The organism is Rhodanobacter sp. UC4448_H15, assembly GCF_052978265.1.
Map to the genome: position 1 here is coordinate 1,508,373 of NZ_CM129665.1, position 18,746 is coordinate 1,527,118.

19 protein-coding genes are annotated in these 18,746 nt (G+C 63.5%); 4 read left to right on the forward strand and 15 right to left on the reverse strand.

The genetic code is table 11. The features are described from left to right. Positions 1-10: 10 nt before the first annotated feature. The 12 genes from ACVCMI_RS06685 to ACVCMI_RS06740 all read right to left on the reverse strand — a co-directional run bounded on the left by ACVCMI_RS06685 (position 11) and on the right by ACVCMI_RS06740 (position 10,996). Positions 11-1,366, reverse strand: coding sequence for a lipopolysaccharide biosynthesis protein (locus tag ACVCMI_RS06685; RefSeq protein WP_447099381.1), 1,356 nt, complete (start codon positions 1,364-1,366; stop codon positions 11-13). Then, positions 1,363-2,292, reverse strand: coding sequence for a GDP-L-fucose synthase family protein (locus tag ACVCMI_RS06690; RefSeq protein WP_447099380.1), 930 nt, complete (start codon positions 2,290-2,292; stop codon positions 1,363-1,365). Before ACVCMI_RS06690 ends, ACVCMI_RS06685 begins: the two co-directional genes overlap by 4 nt. Positions 2,293-2,296: 4 nt before the next feature. Next, complete coding sequence (gmd, locus tag ACVCMI_RS06695) at positions 2,297-3,406, reverse strand: GDP-mannose 4,6-dehydratase (RefSeq protein WP_447099379.1); 1,110 nt, start codon at positions 3,404-3,406, stop codon at positions 2,297-2,299. A gap of 77 nt (positions 3,407-3,483) precedes the next feature. Further along, positions 3,484-5,526 carry a hypothetical protein gene (locus ACVCMI_RS06700; RefSeq protein ID WP_447099378.1) on the reverse strand — a complete coding sequence of 681 codons (2,043 nt, stop codon included), beginning with the start codon at positions 5,524-5,526 and terminating at the stop codon, positions 3,484-3,486. Continuing rightward, complete coding sequence (locus ACVCMI_RS06705) at positions 5,504-7,726, reverse strand: tetratricopeptide repeat protein (RefSeq protein ID WP_447099377.1); 2,223 nt, start codon at positions 7,724-7,726, stop codon at positions 5,504-5,506. The genes ACVCMI_RS06700 and ACVCMI_RS06705 overlap by 23 nt, the downstream gene beginning before the upstream one ends. Positions 7,727-7,790: 64 nt before the next feature. After that, on the reverse strand, positions 7,791-8,234 hold the full coding sequence (locus ACVCMI_RS06710; protein ID WP_447099376.1) for a pilin: 444 nt from the start codon (positions 8,232-8,234) through the stop codon (positions 7,791-7,793). Positions 8,235-8,573: 339 nt separating this feature from the next. Then, a complete protein-coding gene (locus tag ACVCMI_RS06715; RefSeq protein ID WP_447099375.1) occupies positions 8,574-9,017 on the reverse strand; it encodes a pilin in 444 nt (147 codons plus the stop codon). A gap of 147 nt (positions 9,018-9,164) precedes the next feature. After that, on the reverse strand, positions 9,165-9,368 hold the full coding sequence (locus tag ACVCMI_RS06720) for a HepT-like ribonuclease domain-containing protein (RefSeq protein WP_447099374.1): 204 nt from the start codon (positions 9,366-9,368) through the stop codon (positions 9,165-9,167). 52 nt (positions 9,369-9,420) lie between these two features. Beyond that, complete coding sequence (locus ACVCMI_RS06725) at positions 9,421-9,747, reverse strand: type II toxin-antitoxin system HicB family antitoxin (RefSeq protein WP_447099373.1); 327 nt, start codon at positions 9,745-9,747, stop codon at positions 9,421-9,423. Further along, positions 9,744-9,992: a hypothetical protein gene (locus ACVCMI_RS06730; RefSeq protein ID WP_447099372.1), complete on the reverse strand. Its 249-nt coding sequence runs from the start codon at positions 9,990-9,992 to the stop codon at positions 9,744-9,746. The genes ACVCMI_RS06725 and ACVCMI_RS06730 overlap by 4 nt, the downstream gene beginning before the upstream one ends. 352 nt (positions 9,993-10,344) lie before the next feature. Beyond that, complete coding sequence (locus ACVCMI_RS06735; RefSeq protein WP_447099371.1) at positions 10,345-10,755, reverse strand: PIN domain-containing protein; 411 nt, start codon at positions 10,753-10,755, stop codon at positions 10,345-10,347. A gap of 1 nt (position 10,756) precedes the next feature. Beyond that, positions 10,757-10,996: an antitoxin gene (locus ACVCMI_RS06740; RefSeq protein ID WP_447099370.1), complete on the reverse strand. Its 240-nt coding sequence runs from the start codon at positions 10,994-10,996 to the stop codon at positions 10,757-10,759. A 215-nt stretch (positions 10,997-11,211) separates the two neighbouring features. Here ACVCMI_RS06740 and ACVCMI_RS06745 point away from each other — a divergent pair, with 215 nt between their 5' ends. Next, positions 11,212-13,332 (forward strand): prolyl oligopeptidase family serine peptidase, encoded by a 2,121-nt coding sequence (locus ACVCMI_RS06745; RefSeq protein WP_447099369.1) that lies wholly within the window; start codon positions 11,212-11,214, stop codon positions 13,330-13,332. Between the two features lie 311 nt (positions 13,333-13,643). Here ACVCMI_RS06745 and mutY read toward each other — a convergent pair whose 3' ends face one another. From mutY to ftsY, 3 genes are read right to left on the reverse strand one after another with little or no spacing between them, the layout of a single operon-like run. After that, complete coding sequence (gene mutY, locus ACVCMI_RS06750; protein ID WP_447099368.1) at positions 13,644-14,723, reverse strand: A/G-specific adenine glycosylase; 1,080 nt, start codon at positions 14,721-14,723, stop codon at positions 13,644-13,646. Between the two features lie 10 nt (positions 14,724-14,733). Further along, positions 14,734-15,789 (reverse strand): AsmA family protein, encoded by a 1,056-nt coding sequence (locus ACVCMI_RS06755; protein WP_447099367.1) that lies wholly within the window; start codon positions 15,787-15,789, stop codon positions 14,734-14,736. A gap of 23 nt (positions 15,790-15,812) precedes the next feature. Next, the gene (gene ftsY, locus ACVCMI_RS06760; protein WP_447099366.1) at positions 15,813-16,955 is read right to left on the reverse strand and encodes a signal recognition particle-docking protein FtsY; all 1,143 of its coding nucleotides are present in this window, start codon (positions 16,953-16,955) and stop codon (positions 15,813-15,815) included. A 74-nt stretch (positions 16,956-17,029) separates the two neighbouring features. On the opposite strand from ftsY, the gene rsmD reads away from it, so the two are divergent. The 3 genes from rsmD to ACVCMI_RS06775 are packed head-to-tail and all read left to right on the forward strand — an operon-like array spanning position 17,030 to position 18,690. Further along, a complete protein-coding gene (gene rsmD, locus ACVCMI_RS06765; RefSeq protein WP_447099365.1) occupies positions 17,030-17,611 on the forward strand; it encodes a 16S rRNA (guanine(966)-N(2))-methyltransferase RsmD in 582 nt (193 codons plus the stop codon). A gap of 25 nt (positions 17,612-17,636) precedes the next feature. Then, positions 17,637-18,197, forward strand: a complete 561-nt coding sequence (gene coaD, locus ACVCMI_RS06770) for a pantetheine-phosphate adenylyltransferase (RefSeq protein WP_395117152.1) — start codon at positions 17,637-17,639, stop codon at positions 18,195-18,197. Continuing rightward, on the forward strand, positions 18,190-18,690 hold the full coding sequence (locus ACVCMI_RS06775) for a hypothetical protein (RefSeq protein WP_395117154.1): 501 nt from the start codon (positions 18,190-18,192) through the stop codon (positions 18,688-18,690). The genes coaD and ACVCMI_RS06775 overlap by 8 nt, the downstream gene beginning before the upstream one ends. Positions 18,691-18,746: the final 56 nt, after the last annotated feature.

The following is an 18,746-nucleotide window of genomic DNA, read 5'->3' on the forward strand; positions in this document are numbered from 1 at the left end:
CGCAAAGCTGTCAATAAAGTTTCGAGTGAGTGAACGCGATGATGCGTGGCCACAAAAGGAGGGTTGGAATTAAATTAAGGCACAAGAACGTAGCCGCTGTTATCCAAGGAACGATCCAAATCCCGAGATGGCTGATTGCCCAGGCCTTCAATCCAAAGCATATGATCGCGAAGATGGAGGCCGTGATTACCTGAAATCGCATGATGCTCGCCGCATTGAGAAAGGTGGCAACAGCAGTTCCCAGAGCGTCTATGGTCAACCACACTGCAAATCCTGCCAGCAGGGTTCCACCAACGGCTAAGGGTTGGTGCACCCAGAGTTCGGCGATGTGGTGAAAGCCCAGTGCCAGAGCGAAGCCTGTACTCATTGCAGCGACTACTGCCAACAGCACGGAGCGTCGCAACGTTCGCTTGACCCATCCATGGTCGCCAATCGCGAGCGCCTGCCGGTAGATCGGCCATAGTGGCACCCAGACTAAGCCAAGGGCGAGAGGAATGACTGAGAACAGGCGCTGGACGATTGCGTAGGTGCCAGCCTCTGTGGATCCCTTAAGGGTGGAAATTAAGGGAAGGTCGGTTGAATAAGCGAGCGCTGCAGCCAACTGGAGGATGAAGAATAGTAATCCTTCCTTGCGGATGTGGGCGGCGATTGCAGGATATCGCTGCTGGGTCGGGGTAGCCATCTGAGGGTCGAGCCATAACAACCAAGTGTTGGCGACGGAGCTAAGCAGGGGGGTGGCGACAGCCGCTAACACGAGAAATGGAAGCGGCGCACCTGATTTTGCGAGCGTGATCACGGTCACAAGGGTTAGTAGTTGGCCCAGTGCTTGCCATTTAAAAGCGCGATCACCATGCCCTAATCCGAGTTGTACTCGGTTCGCGAGGTTTAGCGGAACCGCGAGTACGACGGCAAAAAATATCGCGGCGACGGCCGCGCGGCTGGTGGCTGCCATTTGCTCTGGAAGTCCAAGCAATCGTTGCCATGGGATCAGCGGTACTGCAATCGAGGCGGCGACAGCCAACCACAGGGCAAGCCAAAGCAACGTACGACGCCCTTCGTAAAGTATACGGCCAACCTCGTCATGTGCGCCGCGCCCGTGCGCAGCAGCGATGAGGTTCATGGTGCCATTGCCGAGACCGAAGTCTAGAAAACCTGCAAAGGTTACCAGCGAGACCAAGGTCACCCAAACGCCGAAGAGTGCTGGCCCTAAAGCATGCAAGACGAACGGTACGGTCAGGAACAGGTTGGCTGCGGCGGATGCTTTCGCTACCATCGACCACGCACCGGTATGAATGATACGTCGACCACGTATGCCGACCCACCGGGACATCACGTCGACCGGGGTGGTCGGGTCGTCATTGCTCATGGGGACACAAGCGAGAACGCATCGACCGTTTGCTTCAATCCTTGCTCCAGTCCGATCTGTGCTTTCCACCCGAGCGCATCCATTCGGGCGGTGTCTAGTAGTTTGCGCGGGGTGCCATCCGGCTTGGTTGTATCAAACACGAGTTCGCCCGCGTAGCCGACCGCTCGCGCAATTGTACTTGCCAGTGCGGCAATGGTTATCTCCCGGCCGGAACCCACATTGATCGGGTCCCTATGGCTGTAACTACGCATTAGAAACAACGCTGCATCGGCGAGGTCGTCGACATGCAGGAATTCGCGCAGCGGCTCGCCGCTTCCCCAAATTGAAACCGTGGGCGCATTGGTGGCTTGTGCCTGGCGGACACGGCGGATCAATCCAGGTACGACGTGGGCGTTTTCAGGGTCGTAGTTATCGCCTGGTCCGTACAGATTGGTTGGCATGGCACAGATCGCATCGAACCCGTACTGTTTAAGGTATGCCTGACACATCTTGACCCCGGAAATCTTGGCAATGGCATACCACTCATTGGTGGGTTCCAGTGGCCCGGTCAGCAGGTATTCCTCTTTGATCGGCTGCGGGCAATCGCGAGGGTAGATACACGATGAGCCGAGGAACAGCAACTTTCTTGCGCTGTGCTTCCATGCGTTGTGGATCACGTTGGTTTGGATGGCAAGGTTGTCGTGGATGAACTCGGCGGGATAGGTGCTGTTGGCGCGGATGCCCCCGACTTTGGCTGCCGCCAGGAAAACGTATTCAGGGCGTTCAGTGGCAAAGAATGTTTCGACGGCCGCTTGATCGACCAGATCGAGTTCGTGGTGCGTACGCAGGATGAGATTGGTTGCGCCATCGGCCTGCAGTCGTCGGACAATGGCGCTGCCGACCAGACCACGATGGCCGGCAACATAGATGCGTGCGTCGAGATTCATCACTTCATTCCTGTGGCGAGTGCGCGTTGAAGCCGGCGTTGATCATCAGCGCATCACGTTGCGCAAGCGCCAAGTCATTTTGCGTCATCTCGCGTACCAGTTCGGCAAAGCTCGTGCGGGGAGTCCAGCCGAGGATTTCGCGCGCCTTGCTTGGGTCGCCGAGCAGCGTGTCTACTTCGGCAGGTCGGTAATAACGCGAGTCAACGCCCACAACATGTTGTCCTGGTTTTGCCGCGGAGTGATCCGGTGCGGTCGCGATGAGTGCACATTCATTTGCGCCAGATCCCTGCCACGCCAAGGTAATACCCAGTTCACCTGCGCTGTGTTCGACAAATTCGCGAACCGAGTGCTGCACACCCGTGGCGATCACATAATCCTCGGCACTAGGTTGTTGCAGCATCAACCACTGCATCTCAACGTAGTCGCGCGCGTGGCCCCAGTCACGCCGAGCGTCGAGGTTTCCGAGATAGAGACAATCCTGCAGTCCGAGGTGGATACGGGCTAGCGCCCGGGTGATCTTGCGTGTGACAAAGGTTTCGCCGCGCATGGGCGACTCATGGTTGAACAAGATGCCGTTGCAGGCATACAGGCCGTAAGCCTCCCGATAGTTGGCGGTGATCCAGTACGCATACAGTTTGGCTACGCCGTAGGGCGAGCGTGGGTGAAATGGGGTGCATTCGGTTTGCGGCGTCTCTACCACCTGACCATACAATTCTGATGTTGACGCCTGGTAGAACCGCGTCTTGCTTTCAAGACCAAGAATGCGAATTGCTTCTAGCAATCGCAGTGTGCCCATGCCGTCGGCGTTGGCGGTGTACTCGGGGGTCTCGAAAGACACTTGCACATGACTTTGCGCACCAAGGTTGTAGATCTCATCCGGCTGCACTTGTTGGATGATGCGGATCAGGTTGGTGGCGTCAGTCAGGTCGCCATAGTGCAGGAATAGCCGGCGATCTGGATCGTGCGGATCCTGATACAGATGGTCGATACGCGCAGTGTTGAACGAAGAGGCGCGGCGCTTGATGCCATGCACTTCGTAGCCCTTAGCCAGAAGAAACTCTGCCAGATAGGCTCCATCTTGGCCGGTGATTCCCGAAATAAGTGCACGCTTCACTTGGTACTTGTCCCCTCGAATAACCTATGGGCGGGTAGTTTAAACGCTACGCAAGCTTGTAGAGCGGATATCAACTATCAATGCAGGCCGGGGAGTGCTTGCAACTCCTTCAGGCTGCTGTCCAGCCGCCCGCCGATATCCAGCGATCGCAGACCTTGCAGTGCGGCATTGGCCTCGGCCTTGCGTCCCTGCGCGGCCAACATGCGAACGTGAGTGATGCGGTATGCGGGCTCATTCGGTGCGGTCTTCACAGCATCGGCCGTCATACGCTCGCCGAGATCGTGGTCGTCCAAGACGTTCCAGGCATAGTCACCGTACATCGCCAAAAGTCGGGCACTGGGATCCGGGTGGGACAATGCGGCCAGATAAGCCCCGACCATGCGCTGCTTCGACAGATCGCAGCGACCTTCGCGCGCGCATTGGGTCAGCGCTCCAAGCGAGCTTTCATCTTGCACGCCGGGGCGGCGGGCCTCGAGTTTGGCGATCAGGCTGTCCCACCAAGCATCCTTGATGGGCTGGTGCATGCGCGAGTTCATGAAGATCAGCGCCTGCTCGGGAAGGATCGAGGCCTCGGGCAGGGCGGCTGCCTGCTCGAGCGGCGCATAGGCCAATTTGGTGAAGGGCGAGGCCGGGTCGTAATGGGAGTAGATGATGTAGGTGCGGCCCAGTTCGTATTGGGCGCGTGGGGATTGCGGGGCACGGCTGGCCAGGTCTTCGGCCAATCGCAGCGGGTTGCCCCAGGCATAGGCGGTGAGCGCGGTCAGCGCGGTCCAGCACGCCAGCAACGCGCCAAGGAGAACGTGGCGCGGCAAGGCAAACGCTTCGCCTCGTGATGCAGCGAGCAACGGCACGATCGCCAACATCAGGCCGAAGCTGGCGAAGTAGTTGCGATGTTCGTAGATCAGTTCCAGCGGCAGGATGGTACCGGTGAGCAGCTGGCAGCCCAGGAACAGGCCGATGCCCAGCGCGGCCAGCGGCTGGTGCTTGCGCAGCCAGATCATCAGCGCGACCAAGGCACCGAGAGCCACGATACTGGCAAGCGTCGTCCACGGCGAAAGCAGGCCTTGCGAGGTGCGGAAGTCGTCGTGGTAGAACGACAACGCATCCGGTGTCGGCAGCAGCGTCCAGCGGATGTAGTCGACCACGATGCGCGCTTCGCTGAGCAGGCGCGTGCGCAGGCCAAAGTCGCGTGTCGACCAGTAGCCTGGGTTGAACACCTGCGGCAGCAGCCAGATCAGACCCACGATCATCGGCAACAGCAGCAGCACGACAAACAGGCCGATGAGGCGTCTGTCGCGTCGGCCGGCAGGCGAGCGGAAACCGAATACCAGCCATTCAATCAGCACCGCATACAGCGGCAGCATCACCGCGGTTTCCTTGGCCAGCACGCCCATGCCGGTGCAGGCCACGAGGCTTGCGGTGCAAAGCAGGAATCCGCGAAGGCTGGGCGACCAGCGGGAGGCGGGCACGTCCGAGAGGCCACTGGGGCCGTAGTGAGCATCCCCCAGCATGCGCTGGCGCCCGGCGACATAACCAAGCAGGCCCAGCAGCACGAACAGGTTGGCCATACTCTCCATGCGCTGCACCACGTAGAGCACGCCGGTAAGGTTGATCGGCAGCAGCATCCAGCCACCGGCGATCAGGGCGGCAATCATCCCCGTGCGGGCCCTTGTAGGAGCGCACCCTGTGCGCGAAGGCCTGCCATTCAACCTGGAGGAAGAGCGTTCGCGCACAGGGTGCGCTCCTACAAGGGCTTGCAGCAGGGCGCGAGTGAGCAGGAATATCAGCAGTCCGTTGAGCAGATGAAGCACCACGTTGGTCAGCTTCATCCAGTACGGATCGAGCCCGCTGATCAGGTAGTTCGCGGCGAAACTCAGCGAGGCCAGCGGTCGCTTGAATTCACTGGAGGGGGAGGAAAGCGCGGCGCCCACCAGGGAGGAGAAGCTGCCATTGGTTGGCTGCACGCCGTGGTTGTCGACGATGTTGGGGTAGTCGTCAAACAGGAAACCGCCGGACAGGCCGGGCCAGTACACCACCACGGTGATTGCGAAGGCGGCCAGCAACAGCCACCAGCCCAGGCGTTTGGTCGTGGCGGCGTTATCGGGCGGAGTGGGTGTCATCGGTGACAGGCGCTTGCTTGGTGGCGTCATCGCGCAGTGTAGCGCGCAGGTGCGCCAGCTCCTTGGGCCAGTATTGTTGTCGTCGCAAAACCCACGCATGCACTCGCGGCATGCCGAAGCCGGGTTGGTAGGCCTGTTCGGGTTCGGCAGCCAGATGATCCAGATGCGCCAAGCCTTGGCGTGGGAAACCGTTCGCACCGAGCAACGCGGCCTGCTTCAGCGCGGCCGATGTACGTACCTGCAGATCCAGCGCCTGGTTGAACTCGGCCAAGGCCGTGTCTGCGTCACCCTGGTGGAGGGCGAGACGCCCCAGCAGGTAATGGATATCTTGCTGCCGGCCGGGATTGCTGGCGAGGTGGGGATTGGCCAGCGCCGCCTGCAGCAGACCGTGCAGGGTGGCATAGCTCAATTGTGGACACGACGGATGGACCACCTGCTCCATCGCGCGCTCGAACCAGCTCGTCAACAGGGTGCCCGGGTCGCGCGTGGTAAGCAGGGCGGTGCGCGATGCAGCCAGCGTCGATTCATCAATGTTGCCCAACAGGCATTCCGCGCCGAACAGGTTGAGCGCCAGCTGCACCTGGTCGGGCGCCCTGGTCAGCGGGCCGAGCAGCCGGTCGACCGCCCGCTCTGGATGACCGGCGCTCGACTCGACCTGCGCTGCATTGGCCTGGGCGCGCGGGGAGTCGGGGTTCAGACGGGCCCACATCAACGCCTGGTCATGGCTGTTGCCCCACAGGTTGGCGCGTGCGTGGGTCATCAACCCAAGCCCCAGCAGGATGACTGCAGCCAGTGCGAGCTTGGCCACGCGTACTGCTCTATTCGTACCGGTTGCATTGCTTGTCAAATAGCGGCTTCTTTGGCCGTCATTCCCGCGAACGCGGGAATCCAAATTGTTGTTCCGTGAGATCAAAATGGATTCCTGCTTTCGCGGGAATGACGTCACGACTGATTCTTCGACATTTCTCGTAGGAGCGCTTTCAGGTGCGATGGGACTCTCAACAAGTGCCGCATCCGGACGAGTGCGCACGTCGCACAACCACAGTGCCAATGGCCAGAACATCAACATCGCCGGCAGGTAGTTGCGGTGTTCGAAATAGAGCTCCAGCGCCACGGTGCTGGATTCCAGCGACTGGCCCACGAAATAGAACAATACGGCCACAGCCAGCGCGGGCCAGCGGCGGCGCAACAGCCACGCACCGATGATCAGGCCAACTAACGCGAGGATGGCAGGCAGCGTTGTCACCGGAGACAACCAGGAAGTCGACGCCTGGATGTGGTCGTTGAACAGACCCGGCGTGAACGGTCGCGGCAACCACAACAGTTCCAGGTAATCCAGCAGCACGCGCGGTTCGGTCAACAGGCGTTGGCCCAGCGTCCAAGGACGTACCGATGAGATGCCGCGAGTGAGCCCGCTCCAGCCTTGTTCCAGCAGGTAGCCGGCCACTATTGCCGTCGGTAGCCAGCCGAACAACCACATGCTGCGACGGTAGATGTATCGCCGGTGCTGTTCCATCGGCGTGGTGGGGTGTTCTGGCGACCGCAGCAGCACATATTCCACCACCAAAACCAACGCAGGCAGAAGGATGCCATTGGCCTTGCTCAGCACGCCGAGTACGGTGCAGCCACCCAAGCCCGCAGCGATCCACACCAACCCCCGCCAGACATCACCGCTCGCGATGCGCGCCCGGCCGTGCAGCCATGCCAGCAGGCCAAGGAGCGTGAAGGTCGCTGGCAGCATCGCTTCGCGCTGAACTATGTAAAGCGTGGTGGAGACGAATAGAGGATGCAGCAACCACATGCCGGCGCCGATGGCGGCGGCGAGATCGACGCGACGTTGGTCGGCGGTGCTGAAAACCGTGCGACCCAACCGGCGTAGCAACAGCGCCAGCAGCGCGCCGTTGAGCAGGTGGAGGATCAGGTTGGTGCGCTTGAACGGATAGGGATCAGCGGGCCAGTCGTGCGCGTCAAGAAGAAACATCAGCAGGGTCAGGGGCCGTCCGGTGGGGTCGGCCGTACCGGAAGTGAGGTAGCGCCAAAAGGTCGGCCACGTGTCGACGGGGCCGGTGGCGCCCAGCGCCGGTAGATTGCTGTAATCGTCGAACAGAAACGGTCCGTGCAACCCTTCGTGATAGCACGCCCAAACCATGGCCAAGATCGACAGGCCAATCAACGCGGTCAGGTTGGGATATCTGGTCATCCGGGTGGTCTGCAAAAGAAAGGGCCGCACAGGGCGGCCCTTTCTGTTTGAAGCGATACCAAAATTACTGGCGGCAAGACGTCGGCAGGTACTTGCTAGGGACGGTACCGCCCGTGCAATGCCACTCAATGCTGCCACTGTTGGTGACGGCGGAGAAGATCAGCGTCTTGGGGCCAGTGCTGATCGCGGAGTTGGCTTTGACACCACCGTAAGACACGGTAATTTTGCCCACCGCCGTCGCCACGTTCACCTGGCTAACGTACTGCCCCTTGATACTGGTTGCGCTGGCGAGACCGGCGGAACCATTGTTGGAGGGGAAATGGCCAGTGTTGCTGTAGAACTCGGCCATCGCCGTCTTGGCACCATCCGCGAGAACGGAGCCTTCCGACACCTGCGAGCGAACCAGGTAATCCTGGTAGGCCGGGATGGCGATGGCGGCGAGGATCGCGATGATCGCAACCACGATCATCAGTTCGATCAGGGTAAAGCCTTTCTGCATGCTCTTCATGGTGGTTCCTCTTTTGCGATTGGTTAGCTAACCGGTGATGCCCCCTGAGCCCCAGTCCTGGATCCCCCTAGGCAGGATCGGACCCCATCTCGTGGTCAGGAACGACCAGGAAGCTCGCGGCGAAGCGAAGCAGGTTGTGTGCCACTTGCGCCGCTGGTGTATTCCCGCATATCACGGGCATCGAGATTGTGCCTTTCGTCACGTATGGCCGCAAGCGTTGCTGAATCTCGGCTTGCAGGGATTCGTCCATCCTGTGTCATGTCGTCTCAGTGGTTGGCGTGATACGTCAAATTGTGACCAATTGGGTCAGTTCGTGGACGTCCATGGGCCGACAAGCACCTATGTACGGCAGGAAGTCGGAAGATACTTTCGGTCCACCGTGCTGGGCGCGCATGTCCACAAGATGCTGCCTGCTTGAGTGACGGGCGACAGCATCACGTACTTGGTGCTAGGCCGGATGGCATCGTTGGCCTTTGGGCCATTGAACAACACTTTGATGACACCGTTGGTGACATCCACGCTTGATACGTATTGGCCCTTGATCGATACGTTCCTTGCGAGGCCGGCGGATTCGTTGTTCGGTGGAAAACGCCCCGTGTTGGAAACGAAATCCCAATCAGCAGCCTTGGCGCCGCCCGCCAGAACGAACCCTTCGGAGACCTGTGCCCGGATCAGATAGTCCTGATACGCCGGGATGGCGATGGCGGCAAGAATGGCGATGATCGCCACGACGATCATCAGTTCGATCAAGGTGAAACCGGCGGACAGGCGCTGGCGTGACATTGGTGGATTCCCCCTGGAAGTCGCCAGTGGATCAAGCACGTTTTGTACCGAAGTCGAGGACGACGATGTGCTGCCGGTCACGGTTCCGTATCGACCCGCCGGCGCGGGTCGTTTGTACGTTTCCAGGCCAAGGCGTCGCGGTTTCGATCAACGCCTGCCTTGATCTATAAGGCGAGCGAAATCCTCGAAGTCACCGAGGTGGCAGGTGGCGATCGCGTGGACGATGGCCCAGTCGATGGCGTTGTAGCTGTGCACGGCGATGTTGCGGAAACCCACGGCCACGTCGCTTTTTTTGTAGGAGCGCACCTTGTGCGCGATGCCTTTCGCGACGTGACGGAGGGCATCGCGCACAGCGCACAGGGTGCGCTCCTACGGGTTATGGGCGGGCCTGCGCGGGCCTCGTTCACGCGCAAAGCTTGTCCGTGACGTATCGGTTGAGGCTGATGCCTTGTTCCGCTGCCTGCATGGCGAGCGCTTTGTGGCGCTCGGGCGGGATGCGAACCTGGAACTTGCCCGAATAGGACTTGGCGCTTATCGGCTCCGGCGGTGTTTCGCCATTGGCTTCCATGTCGCTGACGGTTTCATCCACCAGACGCACGATGCCCGCCAGCGCCTTCGCCTGGTTGCCGTGCAGCCATGACAGGCCCGGGAACTCGGCGCACAGGCCTACGTATTCGGCGTCTTCCGGGGACCAGATGACGCGGTAGGTGTAGTGACGAGCGTCCATCATTTGTCCTCCAGCTTCTTGATTGCTTGCAGCACTTGCCGTACCTGGTACGGCTTGGCCTTCCCGGCGTCACCTTTCTGGATGTTTACGCGGGGATCGCCATGCCAGGGCGTCTTGTATACGCGATGGCTTGTGCCTTCCTGCCTCGCTTTTCCGAAATGGTGGTCGCAAACCTTGCAGAGGTCGGTATAGGCCACGTTTTTCGGTGCCTGGCGCATCCGTTCGATCAGATCCGTGATCTTGTCCATGCGAGCAATATAGTATCAATAATGATACTGTTCAAGTAGGCCGGTCGTGTATGTTGTTGCCACGGTCATTCAGGAACACGCTCTCGTGAATGCTGTCGCTGCGTTGACCTCGCTCCCCTGCGCGCCGGACCTGCTGTTGCGAAGCTGCGCCTTGCCGTGGCTGTTTCACCGCACAGTTTCGCGGTATGGCGATGGCGGGCATTGCCACTCTGCGGTTTGCTTGCGTTGTGCGCGATGCTCTTCGCCAGCGCGCCGAAAGGCCCCGCGTGTAGAGCCTGTCCCGGACTCGACCCGGGGGCGGGCACCGCCCGCCGGCAGTTCCGGGATGCGACTGCATGTGGGAGGGGCGGTTTCAGCGGGCTATCCAGTTCTCGATGACGAGCCCGGGTACTCGTTCGAACTCTGCGGTGTTGTCGGTTACCAGCACCAAGCCCAGCGCACGGGCGTGCGCAGCAATGAACAGGTCATTCTGGCCGATCGGTTGCCCCAGTCGCGCCAGTTCCGCGCGGATGCTCCCGTAATGCTGGTCGACGGGTTCTTCCAGCGGCAGGATGTCAATTCCTTCCAGGACGGTTTCGACCTGCGTTGCCAGCCTGGCCGAGTGTTTTCGGCAAACGCCGAAGCGCAATTCGGCGGCGACAACGATGCTGGTGCAGAACACCTCTCGCGGCATCGCGGCCAATTGGCGGGAGACGTCACAGCCGGGCTGCCTGATTACGGCCGAGATGATGTTGGTGTCGAGCATGTAGCGCAGCGAGGGCATCTCAGAAGATGTCCTCGTCCGTGCTTGGCATGTCCTCGATAGGCGGGAAAGACTCATTGAGTGGCAGCAGTGTGGGCAGCAGCTCACGCAAATCGCGGCGTCGGGCGATGGGCTCGATCACCAGCCGTCCGCCTTCCTTGCGCAGAATCGCCTCATCACCCGGCAGCTCGAACTCGCGCGGGATGCGCAGAGCCTGATTGCGGCCATTTCGAAACAGGCGCACGTGACGTTGGCTTTCCATGGGGCACCCTCATTGTCGCTGACATATGCCAAGCATATGCCGTGCAACGGAGGGTGTAAAGCGCGATACCTCCATGGTCAGTCACAGGACTTCATACCATGCGCCGGGCGCTGCCCTGCGCGGCTGCACGAGGGCGTGCGCAACCAAGCCAGGGCTTGCCTGCCGCCCGCCTGCGACTTACCGTCAACGTTTCCGCCCGCCTGCAAGGACCCCCCATGAAACCCCTGATAGCTGCGTTGCTTCTCGCCCTGGCCGCGTCCCCTGCCCTGGCGGGCGATGTCGTCGACACCACCTTTGCCAAGGCCCAGGGTCCGCACGCCTTCAACGTGCGTGACCTGGTGATGATGGATCGGGTCAGCGACCCGCAGCTGTCGCCGGATGGGCGCCATGCGGCGTTCAGTGTGCGCAGCACGGATTACGCGGCGAACAAGGGCGTCACCGCGATCTACGTGCTGGACCTGGAGCGCAAGGGTGCGCAGCCGGTGAAGGTGGTGGACAAGGGCTCGTCGGCGCGCTGGTCGGCCGATGGCAAGAGCCTGTATTTCGTGGCGCCGGCGAAGGACGTGGCGCAACTGTGGCGCGTGGACCTGGGTGCGGACCTGTCCCACCCGGCGGCGCCGGTGCAGGTCAGCCATGCGCCGCTGGACATCGTCGATTACAAGCTGGGCCCCGACGGCAAGCAGGTGCTGCTCTCTTACGAGGTGTTCACCGATTGCGCCACACTGGCGTGCACCGAGCAGCGCATCGAGAAGCGCGCGCAGGACAAGGCCAGCGGCACCTTGTACAACAAGCTGTTCGTGCGGCACTGGGATACCTGGGCCGACGGCCGGCGCAACCAGTTGTACGTGGCAGCGTTCAACGCCGATGGCCAGCTGCCGGCGGAGCCGACGCTGCTGAGCCGCGGTATCGACGGCGACATTCCCAGCAAGCCGTTCGGCGATGCCAGCGAGTTCGCCTTCGCGCCGGATGGCAAGAGCGTGTATTTCGACGTGCGCATCGCCGGCACCACCGAGCCGTGGTCGACCAATTTCGACGTTTATCGCGTGCCGGTGGATGGCTCGGCCGCGCCCGTCAACCTCACCGCCGACAACAAGGCGTGGGATGCCTACCCGGTGCCCTCGCCGGACGGCAAGACGCTTTATTACCTGGCGATGAAAACGCCGGGCTTCGAAGCCGACCGCTTCGCCATCACGGCGATGGACCTGGCCACCGGCGCGAAGCACGAAGTCGATCCGCGCTGGGATCGTTCGCCCGGCGGCCTGGCCATTTCCGCCGACGGCAAGACCCTGTATGCCATTGCGGACGACGAAGGCCAGCGCCCGTTGTTCGCGATCGACCCGGCCAACGGCGAGGTGCGCAGCCTGTCCGGCGCCGGTGACGTGAACGCGTTTTCGCTGGCGGCGGGCAAGCTGCTGTTCGCGCGCGACGACCTGAAGCGCCCCGCTGATTTGTACCTGGCCAAGGCCGACGGGCGCGGCCCGAAGCAGGTTACCCATTTCAACGCCGAGGCTCTGAAGAACGCCAGGGTCGGCGACTTCGAGTTCTTCCAGTTCCCGGGCTGGAACGATGAAACCGTGCAGGGCTACGTGGTCAAGCCGGTCGACTACCAGAAGGGCAAGACCTATCCGGTGGCCTTCATCATTCACGGAGGCCCGCAGGGCGCGATGAGCAACGGCTGGAGCTACCGCTGGAACCCGCAGACCTATGCCGGCCAGGGCTTTGCGGTGGTCACCATCAACTTCCACGGTTCCACCGGCTACGGCCAGAAGTTCACCGACTCGATCTCCGGCGACTGGGGCGGCAAGCCGCTGGAGGATCTGAAACTGGGCTGGAAGGCCGCGCTGGACAAGTACAAGTTCCTCGACGGCGACCGCGCCTGCGCGCTCGGCGCCAGCTACGGCGGCTACATGGTGTACTGGATCGCCGGCGTGTGGAACCAGCCGTGGAAATGCCTGGTCGACCACGACGGCGTGTTCGACGCGCGCATGATGTATTACGCCACCGAGGAGCTGTGGTTCGAGGAGCGCGAGAACGGCGGCACGCAATACGACGTGCCGCAGAACTACGAGAAGTTCAACCCGATCGACCACGTCAAGGACTGGCGCGTGCCGATGCTGGTGGTGCATTCGGGCAAGGATTTCCGCATCCCGATCACCCAGGGCCTGGGCGCCTTCACCGCGCTGCAGCGCCGCGGCATCCCCAGCGAGTTCCTCACCTTCCCGGATGAAAACCACTGGGTGCTGAAGCCGCACAACAGCGTGCAGTGGCATGACACGGTGAACGCGTGGTTGAAGCAGTGGACGGCAAAGGACGCACCATCGGGCGCGTCGAAGTAGCGTCGTAGGGCGGGCACTGCCCGCCGACGGTTCCCCGGTACGCCGATGGGCGGGCACTGCCCGCCCCACGCTTCGCTTCGCTTTTGTAGTGCGCGATGCCTTCCATCACGTGACGAAGAGCATCGCGCACAGGGTGCGCTCCTACACAGGTTTGACAGGCTCGTTGGCACGGACGCACCGTCCGGCGCGGCGAAGTAAGCACCGTAGGGCGGGCAATGCCCGCCGGTGACGTCGCGGCACGCCGATGGCGGGCAGTGCCCGCCCTACGATCGAGCCGCATTTTTTGTAGGGGCGCACCGTGTGCGCGATGGTTACACGGGATGGGCAGGTTCGTCGGTGACGAGGCGTTGGAGCAGCTTGCGCACGGGGGCGGGCAGGCCGAGGGTGTCGAGGTCGCTGGTGCTGCACCAGCGCAGTTGCGCTTCGTCGGCAACACGCTGCCGCGCGGTTGCCTGGTCGAACAGCAGCGGCTCGATATTCAATCGGTAATGGCTGAACACGTGGGTGAATGGCGCGAGCGCCTGGGCGTCGTCGATGCGTGCGAGTTGCTGGGCGATGCGCCAGGCGCCATCGGCATCGGCGGCTTCGGGGAGGCTCCACATGCCTGACCACACACCTTGGGGACCACGCCGCTCCAGCAGGATGCGTTGCCGCGTGTCACGCAGCACCAGCATGACCGTGGCGCGGGTGGGGACGGATTTGCCCGCCTTGCGCGTGGGCAATTGCGCAGTGCGGCCTTCGCGGAAGGCAACGCAATCGCCAGCCAGCGGACAGGCATCGCAACGCGGGTTGCTGCGCACGCAGACGGTGGCGCCGAGATCCATGATGGCCTGGGTGTAATCGGCCACGCGGCGCACGGGTGTATGCGCCTCGGCATGCAACCACAGTTGCCTCTCGACCGCGCCGGTGCCGGGGTCGCCGTGGACGCCGTGGTAGCGCGTCAGCACCCGCTTGACGTTGCCGTCGAGGATGGGAAAGCGCAGCCCGTGCGCCTGCGCCAGGATCGCACCGGCCGTGGAGCGGCCGATGCCGGGCAGGGCGGCGAGGGCGGCGAAGTCGCGCGGCAGTTCGCTGTCGTGTTGCGCCACGCAGATCTGCGCGGCGCGATGCAGGAAGCGCGCGCGACGGTAGTAGCCGAGGCCCGACCACAGCGCGAGCACGGTGTCCTCGTCGGCGTTGGCCAGGTCGCGCAAGGTCGGCAGGGCGGCCACGAAGCGCTCGAAGTAGGCAAGCACGGTGGCGACCTGGGTCTGTTGCAGCATCACTTCGGACAGCCACACGCGGTAGGCGTCGCGCTGGCCCGGCGAAGTCTCCGACTGCCACGGCAGATCCTTGCGGCCGTGCCGGTCGAACCAGTGCAGCAGGCGTGCGGCCACGTCGGTATTCGCCATGGACCCTGATCTACTTCGCGGTCGCGGCGGCAGGCGTCGCGCTGCTGGACACGGTCGCCGGCACGTTGTCGCCGGCCCGCAGGGTCAGCCCTTCCACGCGCACGCCACCGGCGTCGATGCTGTCGAACTCGGCGTGTCCGCTGCCGGGCGGCACACCGAGTTGCGGTGCCTGCGGATCGCCCAGGCGACCCCACCAGCGCGCCAGTGCCAGCGGCGGCAAGCGCAGGTCGGCGTGGTTGCCGGGGCCGTCGAGTTTCAGCGCCAGCAGCAGCGGGTTGTCCTGGTTGGCGGGCGTGAGCGTCAGTGACAGGTCGTACTGGCCCGCGCCGGTGCGGTCGAGCTTGCCGGCCAGGCTGGCCGCGGCATCGGCTGCGCCGTGCCAGTGCGCGCGGCCGTTCAGCGCCAGCGTCACCGCATCTTCCTGCGCCAGGTGCAGGCTGATGTTGTCCAGTTGCAGGGCGTTGCCCTGGATGCGCGGCGTCGCCGACAGGTGCAGCTGCCACGGCTTGCCGGCGACGAAGGCGTTGATGCTGAGCGGAAACGGCTGCCCGGAAACGAGGCTGCCGGCCCTGATCGAGACGTTGTCCAGCAAGACTTCATTGCCGCGCACCACGCTGCCGTGGGTGATTTCCACGCCGGTGTCGATGCGCGGGATGTTGAGCGGCGCCTGCTGTGTCTGCGCCGGCAGCGCGGCCATCCATGCCTGCAGGGCATCGAGGTCGACGCGCGGCGAGTCGATCTCCAGTTGCGAGATCACGGCGGGCCCGCCGAACAGGGTGTGCCACGGCAGCACCAGCCGGCCGCGCGCGGCGAGCAGGATCGGTGCGCTGGCGCCTTGGGCGTTGAGCGTGATACCACGCAGGTCCAGCGCCGGCCGCGGGAACAGGCTGGGGCTGGCGGGGCTGGCCAGGTTCAACTCCAGCCCGGCGGCGCGCGCCTGGCTCTGCAGCATGGCGGTGAAGCGGTCGGGCTGCAGCAGCAGGTAGACGGCGGCCACCACGACGAGCGTGGCCGCCACGACCACACCGCCGAGCACCGTTGCGATCAGGCGCAGTCGGCGCGACACCGGATCAGCCCCGCCAGCCGGCGTCAGCCATGGTCTCGAACCTGGCCGAGGTTGGCGGGCAGCAGGCCGTCGACGAAGGCTTCGGCCTCGAACGCGCGCAGGTCGGTGGCGCTTTCGCCCAGGCCCACGAAACGGATCGGCAGGCCGAACTCGCGCGCCAGCGCAAACACCACGCCGCCCTTCGCGGTGCCGTCGAGCTTGGTCACCACCAGGCCGGTGACGCCCACGATCTGGCGGAACTGGCGCACCTGGTTGACCGCGTTCTGTCCGGTGGTGCCGTCGATCACCATCAGCACTTCATGCGGTGCGTCGGCGTCGAGTTTCTTCAGCACGCGGGCGATCTTGCCCAGTTCGTCCATCAGGCCACCCTGGGTGTGCAGCCGTCCGGCGGTGTCGGCGATCAGCACATCCATGTGGCGCGAACGCGCGGCCTGCAGGGCGTCGAAGATCACGCTGGCCGAATCGGCGTCCTGGCCCTGCGAGATCACCGGCACCGCGTTGCGCTCGCCCCAGGTCTTGAGCTGCTCGACCGCGGCGGCGCGGAAGGTGTCGCCGGCAGCCAGCATCACCGCGTGCTTTTCGTCGCGCCACCTGCGGGCCAGCTTGCCGATGGTGGTGGTCTTGCCGGCGCCGTTGATGCCGACGACCAGCACCACGAAGGGTTGTCTGTCGCGTACGTCCAGCGGCTGCTCGACCGGCTTGAGCAGCTCGATCAGCGCCTGGCGCAAGGCCGCCAGCAAGGCCGCGGCGTCGGCGAACTCGCGTTTGTGCATGCGCTTGCGCAGGCCATCGACCAGCGCGCTGCTGGCTTCGACGCCGACGTCGGCGGTGATCAGCACGGTTTCCAGCTCGTCGAGCAGGTCGTCGTCGAGCTTCGGGTTGCGCACGAACAGCGAACCGAGGCTGCGCGAAAACACGCTGCCGGACAGGCGTTCGCGCCAACTGCGCTTCGGCGGCGCTTGGGCGGGTTCTTCCGCCGGCGCCACGAAGCGCTCGGTGTCGCGGCGGATGTCCTCGGCCGAGGGCATTTCCGCCAGCGCCTCGCGCAGGCCCGATGCCACGGCTTCCGGCAGGCCCGCGTCGACCGCCGCATCCGGCGCGGCAGGCGGCACTTCCTTGCCGTGGGCATCCGTCTCGGCGGATTTTTTCTTCCAGAACTTGAGCATGGCCGGGGCGATTCAAAGACAATGGCCGGCATGCTAACACCCCGACCCGTACTCCCAGCTGAGGGCCCGCGCGCGTGAGTGGCGGGCGAAAACCGTCGCCTGGCCAGGTGCGCATCATCGGCGGCAACCTGCGCAATTCGCGCCTGCGGGTGCCGGAACTGCCCGGCTTGCGGCCGACCCCGGCGCGCGTGCGCGAGACCGTGTTCAATTGGCTGGCGCCGATGATCGCCGGTGCGCGCTGCCTGGACCTGTGCGCCGGCACCGGCGCGCTGGGCATCGAGGCGTATTCGCGCGGCGCAGCCAGCGTGCAGTTCGTGGAGCGCGACGCGCAGGCGGCGCAGGCGCTGCGCGCGAACCTGGCGCGGCTCAAGCTGACGTCCGCGGTGGTCACCACCGCGGAGGCGGCGACTTTCCTGCGCGGTCCGGCGCAGCCTTGCGATCTGGTCTTCCTCGACCCGCCGTTCGCGCTCGACCTGTGGGCACCGTTGGCCGCGCAGTTGGAAGCGGGCGGCTGGCTGGCGGCGCAGGCACTGATCTACGTCGAATCGCCCCGCGCCGGTGTCCCCGGGCTGCCGCCGAACTGGTCGTTGCATCGCGAGGGACAGGCCGGCGAGGTACGTTTTGCGCTCTATCGGCGTTCGCTTCCGTTAAGCTAAGGGTCACACCGTCGTCGGCGACTGCATGCCTTCCGTGAGAAAAAATCTGGGGAATCCCCGCCTGGCCATCTATCCGGGCACTTTCGACCCGATCACCAACGGCCATGCCGATCTGGTGACGCGCGCCGCGTCGCTGTTCGACCGGGTGATCGTGGCAGTGGCGGACAGTTCCACCAAGGGGCCGCACTTCAGCATCGGCGAGCGGGTGGCGCTGGCGCGGCTGGCGCTGGCCGACCTGCCCAACGTGGAGGTGCGCGGCTTCGATTGCCTGCTGGCGACCTTCATCGGGCAGGTGGGTGCCGGGGTGATCATCCGCGGGCTGCGGGCGGTGTCGGATTTCGAGTACGAATTCCAGCTGGCCAGCATGAATCGGCATCTGATCCCGCAGGCGGAGACCTTGTTCCTGACGCCGGCCGAAGAATACAGTTTCATCTCCTCGTCACTGGTGCGCGAAATCGGCCGCCTCGGCGGGGACATCTCCGGCTTCGTGCATCCGGCCGTGCAACAGGCGATGCGCCAGCGCTGGCAGAAGTCGCTTCATCCATCCAACCAGCAACCCGAAGCAGAAGGTGATGACCATGCGTAAATTCGTTCTCATTGCGGTTGTCGCGCTGAGCGCTTGCCTGGGCCTGAGTGCCTGCAACAAGCAGGGCGACGACCAGCAGGCCCAGGAACAGGTGCAGAAGGCGCCCAAGCCCACCGACGTCAATGACGCCAAGGGCTGGAATGCCTATCTCGGCCAGTTGGTGCAGGCCAACCTGCAGGGCATGAAGGCGCCGCAGCCGTATGCCTACATGGTCACCCCCGGCCTGACTGAGGACCAGCAGGCGCAGAACGCGCGGCAGTTGCAGGGCGTGCAGGACACCGTCGCCCGCGGCGTGCTGCCGGGCAACCTGCTTGCCTTCGGCGGCCCCAGTTCCGCGGCGACCTCCGAGTTCGTGATCGACGCGTTCAAGAACGCCAACCCCGGCTCGTTCAAGGACGTGATCGTGGTGTTCATCGGCGACAAGGCCGACGAGCAGAAAGTGACCGACGCGCTGAAGCCCACCGGGGCGACATTCCGTTTCGTCGAAATGTGATGAGGCGGGAGTGAGAAACGAGGAGTGAGAAATGAGAGAGAGCATGGCGAGGTCCT